The following is a 12969-nucleotide window of genomic DNA, read 5'->3' as shown; positions in this document are numbered from 1 at the left end:
AATGACATTAAGAGTTGAAATTCCTCACGGCCTTCCTGAGGAGCGGGTCTTCAATCCAATACTTTCTTTCAGAGGAGCGTATAAAGCCTGCCCTCTCGAGGGTCTCGATATATTTATAGACATGTTGAACCTCGTTGGTGCAGTCCCAAGTGACTCCAGTTGCCTGTAAACCTCAGCCCCTCTAAGCGCGCTGGGATATGCATTTGCCAGCACCTTGAGGACGGCCACGTAGATTGGACTGCTGTAAACGTTAAGGAAAGCCTTTATGTCCTTCTTCCACTCATCCAGTGCATATTTCCTGCTCTCCTCAAGGGCAAGCGGGAGGGCTTCTTCCACTCTCTTCCCCCCGCGGACTAGGTTCACGGCGGTTAAGCCGTAGTACGCTATGAAGCCGGGAACCCCTCCAAGCTCTTTCACCGCCCTTAAAAGCTCCAGTTCATCCCTTATAATGAGTCCATAGCTTTCAAAGCCCTCCTTATTCCAAGCCCTCCTCCGGGGTCCAGCGTCGGAGCGTGGGGATCTCAGCAGAGCGCATGAAGTTCGGCTTCTTCGAATTGGGGTTGAGGTAGTTCATCAGCATTCCGGGCATTGATCCGGTGAAGACGAGGGAGAGATGTTTGGATAGCTGTCGGTTATCTCCTGGAGCAGGCCGCGGAAGTCGAAGTTCTTCAGCCTCGCCAGCACATGAGCCTCGTCGAATATCAGAACGCCGAGCTTCGCGTTTTGAGAGAGAACCCTCACAAGGGCTGAAAAGTCCGAGGAGAACTCCTCGATGCTGGTCTTCCTGACCTCGACGCTCAGCCCCTTCAGGGACAGTGTGTAGCTTTTGCTGGTGATTATAAGCTTCAGAGACGTTCTCTTCGGTTCTATATCTGCTATTGAGATGGCTTTGGCGCCAAGAAAAGCGGGAGAAGTTGAAATAGACGTAGTGGTGTCTCCTCTGCTTTTGGAGCTTCTCAGCCATTACACTGGCCACGCTCGTTTTTCCGACGCGCCTTGGCCCGAGAAGGAGGGATGCGTTCCCCCTGTGAACTGGCATCTAAAAGGGAATCAACGGCCTTCCCATGCTCCGTTCCCCAGAGACATCCCCTTTCTATGGTGGCTTGGTCGTGAAGAACTTTTTACATACCATGTAAGTTACACCCCATGTAAATTACACGGGGTGTAAAAGATAAAAGCCACTCTCAAACTTCCTGCATAAACAGGGGCTTTAGCCTCGCCCTTCCCCTCGTTTTCTCGGTCAAAAGTGCCATCAGCTTTTCAGCTTCATCCTTCCTGACCTCGACCGTGAACTTTACCAGCTGGTTGTATTCCTCTCTGAGAACCTTTCCACCGGCATTTTCAACGGTTTCTTTAACCGCGTGAAAGAGGCTGTAGGGAAAGGCAACCTCAAAGCGCTCTGTTTCGTAAACCTCAACGACTCCTGCGTTCTCGATGGCTAGGCTTGCCGCGTCTCCATAGGCCTTGGCAAGGCCGCCGTAGCCGAGCTTTATCCCGCCGAAGTAGCGTGTAACAACGACCACAACGTTGCTTAACCCTCTATTCTGGATGACCTTGAGGACCGGCTTCCCTGCCGAGCCTTTTGGCTCACCGTCGTCATCGTAGCGAACGGCGAAGTTCCTTCCGTCGTTGATGATGTAAGCGTAGGCGTTGTGGTTGGCGTCGCTGTGGTGTGCTTTTATCTTCTCTATGAAGAGCTTTGCTTTCCCCTCCGTGCTGGCCGGTGAGGCGTAGCCTATGAAGACCGACTTTTTCACGACAAGTCTGGCCGTTCCAGTATCCTTCAACGTTCTGTAATCCACTCCTTCATCCCCTCAGCGTCGCGATGAGCCTCTTCTCGTCCAGGAGCATCGCTATCGCATCCCTAACGTCTCTCACCACTATGTCACTGGCAAGAAGGGTGTCAACTGACGCCCCCTCGGATCCAACCACGCAGAAGGCCAGTTCTGCCCCCTCGAGCATCGCCACGTCGTTGTTGCCGTTCCCCACGGCCGCGTAGGGAACGTACCCCTTCGCTATCTCGGCCTTATCGGCCCCGCTTGAGACCCTCTCAACCCTGACGGGAAGCCCTTTGAACTCCTCTTCAAGGGTCCCAAAGGTGTCTGCACTCAGAACTACTATCGTGTACCGTTCGGCGAGTTCCTTGAGGAGACGTTTCACTTCCTCGCTTACCCTTCCGTGTTCGCCCAGTGTCCCGTTCAGGTCGAAGAGAACCGCTTTAAACTCAACTTTCCCATAGTTTGGTATCTCCATGTTCTCACCGGGTTGTAGTTGGGCAATGGGTTTTTAAGGATTAAACAACTGCCCCATGAGAACTGGGCATCTGAGAAAAACTTATAAACCCGGCAGGGAGTTTAAAAACGGTGCCGGGGTAGCCTAGCTCGGTAGGGCGGCGGACTCGTAATCCGCAGGTCCCGGGTTCAAATCCCGGTCCCGGCTCCACAACCATCCTCCGCTTCTAAAAGGACCACTTTAGAAGAGAGCCCCGCCAAAATGACATCTTCTATGAGGCAAACTTTGAACCATTAAACCGCTTGGCGGGTTTCACCGGGGGTAAAAAGCCCTGTTTTAACCCCATTTTCACCCAAATATCATGTTCCGGGATGATTATGGGGTACATAAGGCCGTTTTTGAAAGGCATCAGACCTTCTCCACTTCGGTCACTCCATTCGCCATGAAAAAAGCACATGCTGTTATGTCCATTCTTCAGCATCTCAACACTGTAGATGTGTAGAACCCCCCTGTGGGCCGTAAAGGTCTGATTTAACGTTCTAGCGCTTCCCGTCACGTATGCTCCAATGTAGGCCCCGGCCAGCAGAACCACTGAGATTGCCATTGCAAACGTTGCAGTCCAAAGCCTTCTCTGATGCCGGGAGTTCAATGTCGCCACTAGTATTCTGGACACCCATTAATAAGTTCCCAGTTCTGTTATATAAACTTTACCAAAAATCCGGAGGATTGGTGGATTATCCACAACATATATCAGCGGATCGTTGTGTGTTTAACTATGGTGATGGGCGTTGGATAATATACTAAAGGATGGGTATACCAGCTGAATAACGTCTGTCTCAACCAACGGTATGATATCCCTCATGTAGTGGCTATCATTAGGGGTTATGAGAAAATCAAAATCTAACGTACGCATGGAGAAACCTGAGGATATCTCCAATTCCAAAACGCCCTTCTCGGTTGGGATCGTATATGAGTTCAACGGGCACTTCTTCTATCCGCGCTCCCATTTTGGCGGATTTGAAGAGCATCTCCGTCTCGACCTCATAGCGGTCGCTTTCTATCCCCGGCAGGAACTCCCGCCTGAACGCCCGAAAGCCGCTCTGTGTGTCATAAACGTACCTCCTCAACTTGAATCATATGAGCTTCGTCGTGATGATAGTCAGCCTCCTGTGGGGTGGGCGGGATTTTAAGTCTCCCTTCCGCGCCCCTATCACCACATCGGCCTTTCCATCTATGACGGGTTCGACGAGCTTGATTACATCCTCCGGCCTGTGCTGACCGTCGGCGTCCATGAAGACAACGACGTCCCCACTGGCGTATTTGATGCCTTCCCGCATTGCACAGCCCTTGCCGCAGTTCCTTTCAAGCCTGAAGGCCTTAACCTTTGAGTCTTTTTTGGAAAAGGAGAGTGCTAAGGGATAAGTCCCGTCCGAGGAGCCGTCATCGACCACTATCACTTCATCAACGAAATTCGGGATCTTCTCCAGCACCCCAGGGAGGAGTTTCTCCTCGTTATAAGCAGGAATGATAACGCTGATCTCCTTCCCCCTCAGCATCAGTCGTCCTCCAGCCTCTCAAGGGCCTTTCCGGCCTTTCTCCTGAAGTCGTCCTTGTCAAGGAACTCCCAGTAGTGTTCCTTCCCCGGGAACTCCCCTGTCTTGACCTCTTCACGGTAGTTTTCGAGGGCCAGTCTGATCATCCCCCCAATGTCCGCGTACTTCTTGACGAAGGGCGGGGTCTCCTCGTAGATTCCAAGAAGGTCGTGCCACACCAAAACCTGCCCGTCGACCCACGGACCGGAGCCGATTCCTATAGTTGGGACGGAGATTTCCTCGGTTACGAGCTTTGCAACGTCCGCCAATGTGAACTCCAGAACGACGGCGAAGGCACCGGCCTTTTCAAGGGCCTTTGCATCGCGGAGTATCTCCTCGATCTCTTCCTCTGTCTCGCCCATCAATCTATAGCCACCCAAGCGTAGGTAGCGTTGCGGTGTTAACCCGGTGTGACCCATCACAGGGATGCCCATGCGAACGAGCTTTCTCACGAGCTTTCTGTGGTCGTAGCCACCCTCTATCTTAACCGCATCCGCTCCGGCCTGGATTAACTTCACCGCGTTTTCCATGCCCTCGTCGGTGTCTATCTCGTAGCTCCCGAAGGGCATGTCCGCCAGAACGAGCGCGCGCTTTACCACCTTGGAGACGGCCTTCGTGTGGAATACCATCTGCTCCATCGAGACGTTCAGCGTGTTCTGCTCCCCGTAGACGACCATGCCGAGGGAATCACCGACGAATATTATGTCCATCCCGGCTTTGTCCGCTATCAGCGCCGATGGATAATCGTAAGCGGTCACCATCGCTATCTTTTCCTTCCCCTTCATCTCGATTATGCGCCTCGGCGTTATCTCTCTCATTTCACCACCGATGCCATTTCGACGTCGATCTAATTAACGGTTTCGATGGGTTTATATACCAATGCAGGTAATTACCGATGGTGGTACAATGGGGAAGGTGAAGACCAGCGTTTATCTGGATGAAGAACTGTGGAAGGAGTTTAAAGAGCTGGCCCAGCGGGAGAAGAGCGAGGTCAGCAAGCTCCTTGAAGAGGCGCTGATGAACTACCTCATAAACGAAGTTTTGAAGGACGTCGACGACTCCGAGGTGCCCCTGTGGTTTGAACCCCTGAGAGTCAAAGGAGAGAGCAGTGAGAAGCTTGTGAGGGAGATGAGAGATGACAGGGAGAAGCGTTTACTTGGATACTAATGCAATTCTGAAGAGATACCTGGACGAAGAGGGCAGCGATGTCGTAAAGGAGCTATTCAGGGACGCCTACAGGGGGGAGGTGAAGCTGGCCTTCAGCTTCTGGAACATCGGAGAGGTTATCGGCACACTCGATAAACGGCTGAGACGGGGACAGCTCAGCAGAGATGAGTTTGACTTCCTGAAAAAGGGCTTTTTAGCGGAGGTAAAGCGGTTCACGAGGCTGGGCGTCTTAGAGATGGTTCCGGTCCACTCCCTGATCTTGGCAGATGCCTGGAAGCTGATCGAGAGATACCATTTGTATCAAGCTGATGCCCTTCAGATAGTCTCGGCAAAGTACGTCGAGGCAAGAAGCTTCTATACTGCTGACAAGAGGCTCCATCGGGCGGCGATAGAGGAGGATCTAAACTCGGTACTCCTTGGGGGTGGCTGAGATGAGGGAATGGGAGCACTACGAGCACACCGCTGACATAGGCATCAGGGGGTACGGTTCAACGCTTGAGGAAGCCTTTGAGGCCGTTGCACTGGCGCTCTTCGACGTTATGGTTGACGTGAGGAAGGTTGACCCCAAAGAGTGCAGGGAAGTTGAGGCGGAAGGAGAGGATCTGATGGCGCTCTTGTATAATTTCCTTGAGGAGCTTCTCGTCATCCATGATGTGGAGGGACTTGTCTTCGGCGACGTTAGGATTGAGATCGAGAAGAGCGGAGATGGCTACAAGATCAAGGCGAGGGCCTGCGGTGAACTGCTGAGCGAGAAACAGGGGCCGAAGGAGGAAGTGAAGGCGATAACCTACCACGAAATGGAGATAAAACAGCTTCCCGACGGCAGGTGGATGGCCCAGCTGGTTCCTGACATATGAGGTGGTTCCATGAGCGCGAGGGACAGAGTCAGGGAGACAAACCCTGGATTCTATGAGCGCTACTCAAGGCTCGAAGACACCGACGAGTTCTGGGAGTTCTTGATAAGGTCGCTCAGGCAGAGCATAAGGGTGAACACGCTCAAGGCGCCGCTGGAGTCAGTGGTGGAGAGGCTGAGAGAAGAGTTTGAGCTTGAGCCAATTCCCTGGGTTCGCGAGGGCTTCTTCATCAACGTCGACAACCTCGTGGAAGTCCCAGAGCACAGTTTGGGACTGATATTCGGTCAGGAAGCGAGTTCGATGATTCCGCCGGTTGTTCTTGAGCCAAAGCCGGGCGAACTTGTGCTTGACATGGCGGCGGCACCCGGTTCCAAAACCGGGCAGATTGCCCAGTACATGGGAAACGAGGGGTGTATCATAGCGAACGACCCGAAACTGAGCAGGGCCAACGTCCTCATGGCAAACCTCAATAGGATGGGGGTTCTGATAGCGCGCGTGACCACGAGGGACGGTGCCTACTTCGCTCGCTTCAAGGATACCTTTGATAGAATCCTCCTCGACGCACCGTGCTCCTCGGTTGGAATGATACGGAAGAAGTGGAAGTTCTTGGAAGAGTGGAGAATGAAAACCGTCATCCGCTACATGAACATCCAAAAGAGGCTTATCAGGGTGGCTTACGGGGCCTTAAAACCGGGCGGGACGCTCGTCTACTCCACCTGTACGATAGACCCCCTTGAGAACGAGGAGGTCGTTGATTATCTCCTCAGGAAGACCGACGCGAGGCTCGAGAGGATTGACCTGCCCGTGAGGACGAGTGAACCGGTCCTCGAATGGGAGGGGAGAACCTACTCGCTCGAGCTAAAGAAGGCCCTGCGCATACACCCGAATGACAACGACACGGAGGCGTTCTTCATAGCGAAGATAGCCAAGCCGGAGGGAGGCGAATGAGCGAGGAGAGCAATGAAAAGGCTACCACTAACCCGAGGGAAGAGGTTGGAAGGACGGACGATATCGAGCTTGTGAAGAGGCTTCTCGTTGAAAACTACGGCTACGCACCCGAGCTGGTCTACGAGATACGGGGTAGATACCACAAGGTCTACGCTTGGAAGCCCTGCCCCTTTGAGGTTAAGGGACCGGACAGGCAGGGAATCTACTTTGCGAGGATTGAGAGCGACGGGATAAGGCTCAGCATTGAGGGGAGTTTCCTAGTAGGGCCAAAGGCGACGAAGAACGTCGTTGAGCTGGACGATGAAAGGGCGAGGCACTATTTAGCAGGAAAGAGCGTCGAGATCAACGAAAGCCTTCATGGCTGGATGATAGTAAAGTGGCGCTCCTATTTCCTTGGCTCCGCGAAGGCCAGAGAGGGAAAGCTGATAAACTACGTTCCCAAGGAGAGGAGATGCAGGCCTTCTAATGGATAGAATACCCATGCAGGGTAAACCTCTCCCCCTTTATCAACTCCCTGTACAGCAGGAAAAACGTCAGTAGGTACAAATTGTCGGCTAGATACGGCCTCGTTACCCCGTTCAGCCATGAGACAACGAGCCCTGTTGCTACCCACGCGGCACTTCCTATGGTCAAGTCCTTCCATATATCCCCAAGCGGAGACATCCAGCTAATAACATCGCGGAGGTAGTAGGCGGTGGTGATAAAAAAACACCACCTGACTCAGCACGGTACCGTAGACCGCGCCAAGGATACCGTACATTTTGATGAACACGAGGTTCAGGACGAAGTTCGTTGCGTTGGCAATGACCAGCGAATTCACGGCTTTCTTCTCCCTGTTTATTGCCACGAGCAGGTTCTGTCCAAGGAAGGCCGGGAAGTAGAAGAGGACTATCAGCGACATCGGCCCAATAATCTTCATCGCGGGGGAGTACTTGTCCCCGAAGAGCAGGGGGACGTAGTACGGCAGACTCGTTTGCGAGTACACTACGATGCCAATGGCAATTAGGAGGAGGGTCTTCGCCGATTCCAGCAGCAGATTGCGCACACCCCAGAGATTCCCATCGTGGTAGGCTTTACTTACCTTTGGGAGGAGAACCGAGCCGAAGGACTGGGGAAGGAAGTATATCGCCTTGAAAATCGTGGCACCAACGTTGTAAAAACCGGTCTCCATTGCCCCCAGTAGCTTTGAGACCATCATCACATCTACGTTCCAGAAGAAAAGGCCCGTCAGGGTCTAGAGTGAAAAGGGGAGGTTTTTCCTTAGGAGATTCCAGAGGTCGGGCTCCTCACCCTCCGAAACGGCCTTCAGCTCCCTGAGGCGTCCAGCACAAACACCCAGAACAGCGGCTAACACTACGGTATCCGCCACCGGGTATGAAAGCACGATCCTCATGAGGTTACCGTCGGCAACCAGCAAAACTAGCGCAAACAGGAGCGTCCGTCTCCCGAACTCCGCCAGGGGTACTATTCGGGTTCTCTCCTCTATGTAGCGAAGGGAGTAGAGGGAGTCAAGGAAAAAGCTCAGCAGGGGGTCGAAGGCGAAAATCAGGGTCAGAACGACGACGGCCTTGGGATACTCAAGCAGTGTAAGGGTGAGGTAGAGAATGACCTCCGAAAGGACAAAGAGCAGAACCCTCGCCTTGGTAACCCCCTTCAAGAGGGGGAAGAAGGCCTTGAGGTTCCGGCTGGCCTCCCGAGTAAGATAGGTGTCGAGCCCAAAATTCACAAAGGCCATGGTAATCGAGGAAAACGCGAGAACGGTTGAGTAAACACCAAAGTTACTGACGCTCGTTTCTCGGATTATGTAGAGGGTGAGCAGTGTCATCACGGTGCTCCTGGCAAAGTTCCCGGCTATCAACTGCTCTATGTTGCGGAACAGGTTTCCCATTTACCATCCCATCTGTCTTTTGGCAAGGTAATAAAAATTATATTGGTTGAAAACGACCGTAAGGAGGGTGAGAGCATGGTACCTCTGAGGAGGATAGACAGGATCCGGTGGGAGATACCGGAGTTTGATAAGAGAATGCGCGTCCCTGGGAGGGTCTACGCAGACGACCAGCTTATAGAAAAGATGAAGAATGATAAGACGCTTGAGCAGGCGGCAAACGTCGCTATGCTCTCGGGCATCTACAAGTACTCAATAGTCATGCCCGACGGACACCAAGGCTACGGCTTCCCGATAGGAGGAGTTGCCGCCTTTGACGCAAAGGAGGGTGTAATAAGCCCTGGAGGTGTGGGCTACGATGTGAATTGCCTTCACGAAGAGACTGAGGTTATAAGCGATTTGGGATTCAGGATTCAGGTAAAGGATCTTCCTAAAGCATTCAAAAGGATTCCACTAAAGGTCTATAACGCGAAGGAAGGTCACAACGATCACTCCAGAATAATGCTGGTCGCGGAGAGGGACAGTGATGAAGAAATATACGAGATAAAGCTCGCAAGTGGGAGGGTTCTTAAGGCCTCAGGAGATCATCCCGTACTAACGGAGAACGGGTACATAATGGCAAAAGATATAAGGCCCGGTGATTTAGTTGCCGTCTACCCATTCGAGGGAATCGAGTACGAAGAGCCTGAGGTGAGGGTCCTTTTAACTCGCAAGGATTTCAAAGACGAAGACAGACAACTGGTGAAGTACTTGGAAGAGAGGGGACTGCTCCCGCTGAGGATGGACGACCCAAGGATTGGAATTCTGGCAAGGATACTGGGATACTTCATAGGCGATGGATCCTTTGACATTTACAGCGAGAGTAACGGAAGGGAGAGGATAATCACCTTTTTCTATGGAGACGAAGGAGGGCTGGAATCCCTTAGGAAAGACATTAAGTTCTACTTTAACATCAGGGCTTCCAAGGTTTATAAGAGGACCAGAAAGGGAAATGTCAGGACTGCATGGGAAGAGTTTGAGACCACGGGAACCAAGTACTCAATAAAGACCACATCAAAGGCGTTTTCAAAACTCCTTATCAAGCTGGGTGCCCCAGTGGGCAAGAAAACTAACGTTGACTTCGATGTTCCGGAGTGGATTAAAAAGGCTCCCAAATGGGTTAAGAGGAACTTCCTGGCGGGGCTTTTCGGTGCAGATGGAAGCAAGCCAAGATTGATTTCAGATAAGCACAAGTACACACCAAATTCCATATCCCTCACTGCAGTTAAGACTAAAGAACTCGAAGAAAGTCTCGTGAGATTTCTAAATTCAATTAAGGAACTGCTGGCAGAGTTTGACGTCACCTCGCATGTAAGAAAAGTCAAAGAGTATGACAATCGGGTAATGTACAGGCTTGTAATATACTCCAACACAAGGGAGATATACAACTTCCTCTCCAAGATTGGCTACGAGTACACTGCCCAGAAACCCTACGCATTGATCTTCGCGGAATACTTAAGGAGAAAAATCGTGATAGGGGAGAACATCTCGGAGAGCAACTTAGTCCAGAGGAACAGAAAGATGAGAGAACTTCTACCCGACTTCCAGAGCTTCCTAAAAACCTATGGGCTCGAAGGTGGATTCGTGCTCGACCCGGTAATTGAAGTCGAGAGGATAAAAAGTGACTCCAAAAAGCTCTATGACATTGGTGTTTACCACGAGGCCCACAACTTCATAGCCAACGGTCTCGTTGTTCACAACTGCGGCGTCCGTCTCATCAGAACGAACCTAACGGAGAAGGAGGTCAGACCGCACATCAAAGAACTTGTTGACACGCTCTTCAAGAACGTGCCGTCTGGCCTTGGGAGCAAAGGCAGGGTAAGGCTCCACTGGAGTAAACTCGACGATGTTTTAGCGGACGGTGCAAAGTGGGCAGTTGAGAACGGCTATGGCTGGAAAGAAGACCTTGAGCACCTCGAGGAAGGCGGGAGGATGGAAGGGGCCGATCCCAACGCGGTTAGCCAGAAGGCAAAACAGCGTGGAGCGCCCCAGCTCGGCTCCCTCGGTTCGGGAAACCACTTCCTAGAGGTTCAGGTCGTTGATAAAATCTTCGACGAGAGAATCGCGAAGGCATACGGCCTCTTCGAGGGGCAGGTAGTTGTGATGGTTCACACAGGGAGCAGGGGGCTCGGCCACCAGGTTGCGAGCGACTACCTCAGGATAATGGAAAAAGCCAATAGGAAGTACAACGTGCCGTGGCCTGACCGCGAGCTTGTCAGCGTCCCCTTCCAGACCGAAGAAGGGCAGAGATATTTCAGTGCAATGAAGGCAGCCGCCAACTTCGCCTGGGCCAACAGGCAGATGATAACCCACTGGGTCAGGGAGAGCTTCGAGGAGGTCTTCAAGAGGAAGGCGGAGGACATGGAGATGAGCATCGTCTATGACGTCGCCCACAACATAGCGAAGGTCGAGGAGCACGAGGTCGACGGGAAGAAGGTTAAGGTGGTTGTCCACAGAAAGGGAGCCACGAGGGCGTTCCCTGCAGGACATCCGGACGTTCCCAGAGCCTACCGCGACGTCGGCCAGCCAGTCCTTATCCCCGGCTCGATGGGAACCGCGAGCTACGTCTTGGCTGGAGCAGAAGGCTCAATGCGCGAAACATTTGGCAGTTCGTGCCACGGTGCCGGAAGATTACTCAGTAGGAAGGCCGCAACGAGACAGTACCGCGGCGACAGGCTGAAGAACGAGCTCGCTCAGAGGGGCATCTACGTGAGGGCCGCCTCGATGAGGGTCGTTGCTGAAGAAGCGCCCGGTGCTTACAAGAGCGTTGACAACGTCGTCAACGTAGTCCACGAGGCGGGCATAGCGAACCTCGTTGCGAGAATGCGTCCCATGGGGGTTGCAAAGGGATAAATCTTTCCACAGGAGGTTTGGACCATGAGAGAACTTACCCACGTCGATGAGAATGGTGTCAAGATGGTTGAGGTCGGCCACAAGGGCGAGGTCTTCAGGAAGGCTATAGCAAAGGGCAGGATTCACCTAAGGCCTGAAACCATTGAGCTTATAAGGGCCGGAAAGACGAAGAAAGGCAACGTTATAGCAGCGGCCCAGATAGCCGGGATTCTGGCCGTGAAGAAAACGCCGGAACTCATCCCCCTCTGCCACCCGATACTACTGACCGGCGTTGACTTAACCTTTGAGTTTGGCGAGGATTACATAGAGGCCACCTGCGAGGTTCGCGCGGTTTATAAGACTGGCGTTGAGATGGAGGCCCTAACCGGAGTTAGCGTCGCTCTGCTGACGATATGGGATATGGTCAAGGCCGTTGAAAAGGACGAGAGCGGGCAGTATCCTGTGACGAGGATAGAGAACATCCACGTCGTTGAGAAGGTAAAGGCTCAAGTCCAGTAGTAGTTGAGGACAAGGAGGTCGAGAAACTTAACAATGTCATTGAGATGAAGGCTCTCCCACGCTTCAGCACGGGGACGAACTTCATTCCTACCAAACTTTTTCATTGAAACAATGTACCCCCTGTATTTCGACTTCAACAGGCGCTCGAGCATGTTTACCTTGCCTTTTATTGTTCTATTCACTCACTAAAAATCTTTCGAATTAGAAGTTGAAAATCTTTAGAAAAAGTTTATTGGTTCTGGCATCGAACTTTTACTTTTTTCTTTTGAAAGCCTAGTCCTTTAGGGCGGGGATGCAGTAAACCCCCCAACAACCATTAAGCGGGAAAGCAAACTATTTTAAAGCCAAAAAACCATACCCTACTTTGAAATGAAGCGGGTAGTAACAGTAAAACTCCAACCCTCAAAGGAACAAGAGAAAATTCTTTTCGAGTTAGCCGACACTGGAGCCAAAGCCTGGAACCGAGTGAACTATCTAAGACGACAAGAATTCTTCAAAGAGCAAATAGTGGACTTCAACAAAACCGAAAAGATAGTTTACGAAGAATTCAAGAAGGAAATCGGTTCCGCAACAGTCCAGCAAATAGCCAGAAAGAATGCTGAAGCTTGGCGGAGCTTCTTCTCGCTCTTAAGGAGCAAAAGAAACGAAGAACTGCCCAAGTGGCTCAAGCCGAAACCACCAAACTACTTGAAGGACGAAGTGAAGAGAAAACCCTTAATCGTCCTCAGGAACGACCAATACGAAATCAAAAACAACAAGCTAATCCTCAAAGGCCTTGGAAAGTTCAAACGCTTGGAAATCCAGTTTAAAGGCAGAATACACTTGAAAGGCAAGCATGGAAGACTGGAGATAACTTACGATGCGGTAAAGCGGAAGTGGTACGCTCACGTTAGCCTTACCG

At 51.9% G+C, this 12969-nt stretch carries 16 protein-coding genes, 1 tRNA gene and 2 pseudogenes; 9 read left to right on the top strand and 10 right to left on the bottom strand.

The window, feature by feature from the left end; translation table 11 throughout:
• Positions 1-24 precede the first annotated feature (24 nt).
• The 4 genes from MV421_RS05705 to MV421_RS05690 all read right to left on the bottom strand — a co-directional run bounded on the left by MV421_RS05705 (position 25) and on the right by MV421_RS05690 (position 2253).
• Complete coding sequence (locus MV421_RS05705) at positions 25-417, bottom strand: hypothetical protein (protein WP_297417597.1); 393 nt, start codon at positions 415-417, stop codon at positions 25-27.
• A gap of 156 nt (positions 418-573) precedes the next feature.
• Positions 574-741, bottom strand: a complete 168-nt coding sequence (locus MV421_RS05700; RefSeq protein WP_297417599.1) for a hypothetical protein — start codon at positions 739-741, stop codon at positions 574-576.
• Positions 742-1184: 443 nt separating this feature from the next.
• Positions 1185-1802, bottom strand: coding sequence for a YigZ family protein (locus MV421_RS05695; RefSeq protein ID WP_297503592.1), 618 nt, complete (start codon positions 1800-1802; stop codon positions 1185-1187).
• 4 nt (positions 1803-1806) lie between these two features.
• Positions 1807-2253: an HAD family hydrolase gene (locus MV421_RS05690; RefSeq protein ID WP_297417604.1), complete on the bottom strand. Its 447-nt coding sequence runs from the start codon at positions 2251-2253 to the stop codon at positions 1807-1809.
• Between the two features lie 112 nt (positions 2254-2365).
• Between MV421_RS05690 and MV421_RS05685 the strand changes: the two genes are divergently transcribed.
• Positions 2366-2442: transfer RNA gene (locus MV421_RS05685), tRNA-Thr, on the top strand.
• A 61-nt stretch (positions 2443-2503) separates the two neighbouring features.
• Here MV421_RS05685 and MV421_RS05680 read toward each other — a convergent pair.
• From MV421_RS05680 to panB, 3 genes and pseudogenes are all read right to left on the bottom strand, one after another.
• Entirely contained in the window at positions 2504-2905 is a 402-nt protein-coding gene (locus MV421_RS05680) for a hypothetical protein (RefSeq protein ID WP_297417607.1), read from the bottom strand.
• A gap of 220 nt (positions 2906-3125) precedes the next feature.
• A pseudogene (locus tag MV421_RS05675) lies at positions 3126-3788 on the bottom strand (glycosyltransferase family 2 protein).
• A complete protein-coding gene (gene panB / locus MV421_RS05670) occupies positions 3788-4642 on the bottom strand; it encodes a 3-methyl-2-oxobutanoate hydroxymethyltransferase (protein WP_297417610.1) in 855 nt (284 codons plus the stop codon). Before panB ends, MV421_RS05675 begins: the two are co-directional and overlap by 1 nt.
• An 88-nt stretch (positions 4643-4730) precedes the next feature.
• Between panB and MV421_RS05665 the strand changes: the two genes are divergently transcribed.
• From MV421_RS05665 to MV421_RS05645, 5 genes are read left to right on the top strand one after another with little or no spacing between them, the layout of a single operon-like run.
• Positions 4731-4991, top strand: a complete 261-nt coding sequence (locus MV421_RS05665) for a CopG family transcriptional regulator (protein ID WP_297417613.1) — start codon at positions 4731-4733, stop codon at positions 4989-4991.
• Entirely contained in the window at positions 4960-5421 is a 462-nt protein-coding gene (locus MV421_RS05660; protein ID WP_297417617.1) for a type II toxin-antitoxin system VapC family toxin, read from the top strand. Before MV421_RS05665 ends, MV421_RS05660 begins: the two co-directional genes overlap by 32 nt.
• A gap of 1 nt (position 5422) precedes the next feature.
• On the top strand, positions 5423-5848 hold the full coding sequence (locus MV421_RS05655; RefSeq protein WP_297417620.1) for an archease: 426 nt from the start codon (positions 5423-5425) through the stop codon (positions 5846-5848).
• A 9-nt stretch (positions 5849-5857) separates the two neighbouring features.
• Positions 5858-6793: a tRNA (cytosine(49)-C(5))-methyltransferase gene (locus tag MV421_RS05650; RefSeq protein WP_297417623.1), complete on the top strand. Its 936-nt coding sequence runs from the start codon at positions 5858-5860 to the stop codon at positions 6791-6793.
• Positions 6790-7266: a hypothetical protein gene (locus MV421_RS05645; protein ID WP_297417625.1), complete on the top strand. Its 477-nt coding sequence runs from the start codon at positions 6790-6792 to the stop codon at positions 7264-7266. The genes MV421_RS05650 and MV421_RS05645 overlap by 4 nt, the downstream gene beginning before the upstream one ends.
• Positions 7267-7460: 194 nt before the next feature.
• Here MV421_RS05645 and MV421_RS05640 read toward each other — a convergent pair whose 3' ends face one another.
• Together MV421_RS05640 and MV421_RS05635 are read right to left on the bottom strand one after the other, a co-directional pair.
• A complete protein-coding gene (locus MV421_RS05640; protein ID WP_297417698.1) occupies positions 7461-8024 on the bottom strand; it encodes a lipopolysaccharide biosynthesis protein in 564 nt (187 codons plus the stop codon).
• Between the two features lie 3 nt (positions 8025-8027).
• Positions 8028-8681: a hypothetical protein gene (locus MV421_RS05635; protein WP_297417627.1), complete on the bottom strand. Its 654-nt coding sequence runs from the start codon at positions 8679-8681 to the stop codon at positions 8028-8030.
• A 75-nt stretch (positions 8682-8756) separates the two neighbouring features.
• On the opposite strand from MV421_RS05635, the gene MV421_RS05630 reads away from it, so the two are divergent.
• Together MV421_RS05630 and moaC are read left to right on the top strand one after the other, a co-directional pair.
• Complete coding sequence (locus MV421_RS05630) at positions 8757-11570, top strand: RtcB family protein (protein WP_297417630.1); 2814 nt, start codon at positions 8757-8759, stop codon at positions 11568-11570.
• Positions 11571-11594: 24 nt separating this feature from the next.
• Entirely contained in the window at positions 11595-12068 is a 474-nt protein-coding gene (gene moaC, locus MV421_RS05625) for a cyclic pyranopterin monophosphate synthase MoaC (protein WP_297417634.1), read from the top strand.
• Here the strand turns inward: moaC and MV421_RS05620 are convergent.
• Complete coding sequence (locus MV421_RS05620) at positions 12056-12250, bottom strand: hypothetical protein (protein ID WP_297417637.1); 195 nt, start codon at positions 12248-12250, stop codon at positions 12056-12058. The genes moaC and MV421_RS05620 overlap by 13 nt on opposite strands.
• A gap of 187 nt (positions 12251-12437) precedes the next feature.
• Here MV421_RS05620 and MV421_RS05615 point away from each other — a divergent pair.
• Positions 12438-12969 (top strand): annotated as a pseudogene (locus MV421_RS05615) (RNA-guided endonuclease TnpB family protein); the annotation flags it as partial.

The organism is Thermococcus sp. (assembly GCF_027023865.1).
GTDB lineage: Archaea > Methanobacteriota_B > Thermococci > Thermococcales > Thermococcaceae > Thermococcus.
This window is presented reverse-complemented; position numbering and strand designations above follow the sequence as displayed.

Coding starts and splice junctions, on each gene's coding strand:
- MV421_RS05690 (WP_297417604.1), bottom strand. CDS start 2,253: ATGGAGATACCAAACTATGGGAAAGTTGAGTTTAAAGCGGTTCTCTTC.
- moaC (WP_297417634.1), top strand. CDS start 11,595: ATGAGAGAACTTACCCACGTCGATGAGAATGGTGTCAAGATGGTTGAG.
- MV421_RS05665 (WP_297417613.1), top strand. CDS start 4,731: ATGGGGAAGGTGAAGACCAGCGTTTATCTGGATGAAGAACTGTGGAAG.
- MV421_RS05645 (WP_297417625.1), top strand. CDS start 6,790: ATGAGCGAGGAGAGCAATGAAAAGGCTACCACTAACCCGAGGGAAGAG.
- MV421_RS05630 (WP_297417630.1), top strand. CDS start 8,757: ATGGTACCTCTGAGGAGGATAGACAGGATCCGGTGGGAGATACCGGAG.
- MV421_RS05660 (WP_297417617.1), top strand. CDS start 4,960: ATGACAGGGAGAAGCGTTTACTTGGATACTAATGCAATTCTGAAGAGA.
- MV421_RS05635 (WP_297417627.1), bottom strand. CDS start 8,681: ATGGGAAACCTGTTCCGCAACATAGAGCAGTTGATAGCCGGGAACTTT.
- MV421_RS05650 (WP_297417623.1), top strand. CDS start 5,858: ATGAGCGCGAGGGACAGAGTCAGGGAGACAAACCCTGGATTCTATGAG.
- MV421_RS05655 (WP_297417620.1), top strand. CDS start 5,423: ATGAGGGAATGGGAGCACTACGAGCACACCGCTGACATAGGCATCAGG.
- panB (WP_297417610.1), bottom strand. CDS start 4,642: ATGAGAGAGATAACGCCGAGGCGCATAATCGAGATGAAGGGGAAGGAA.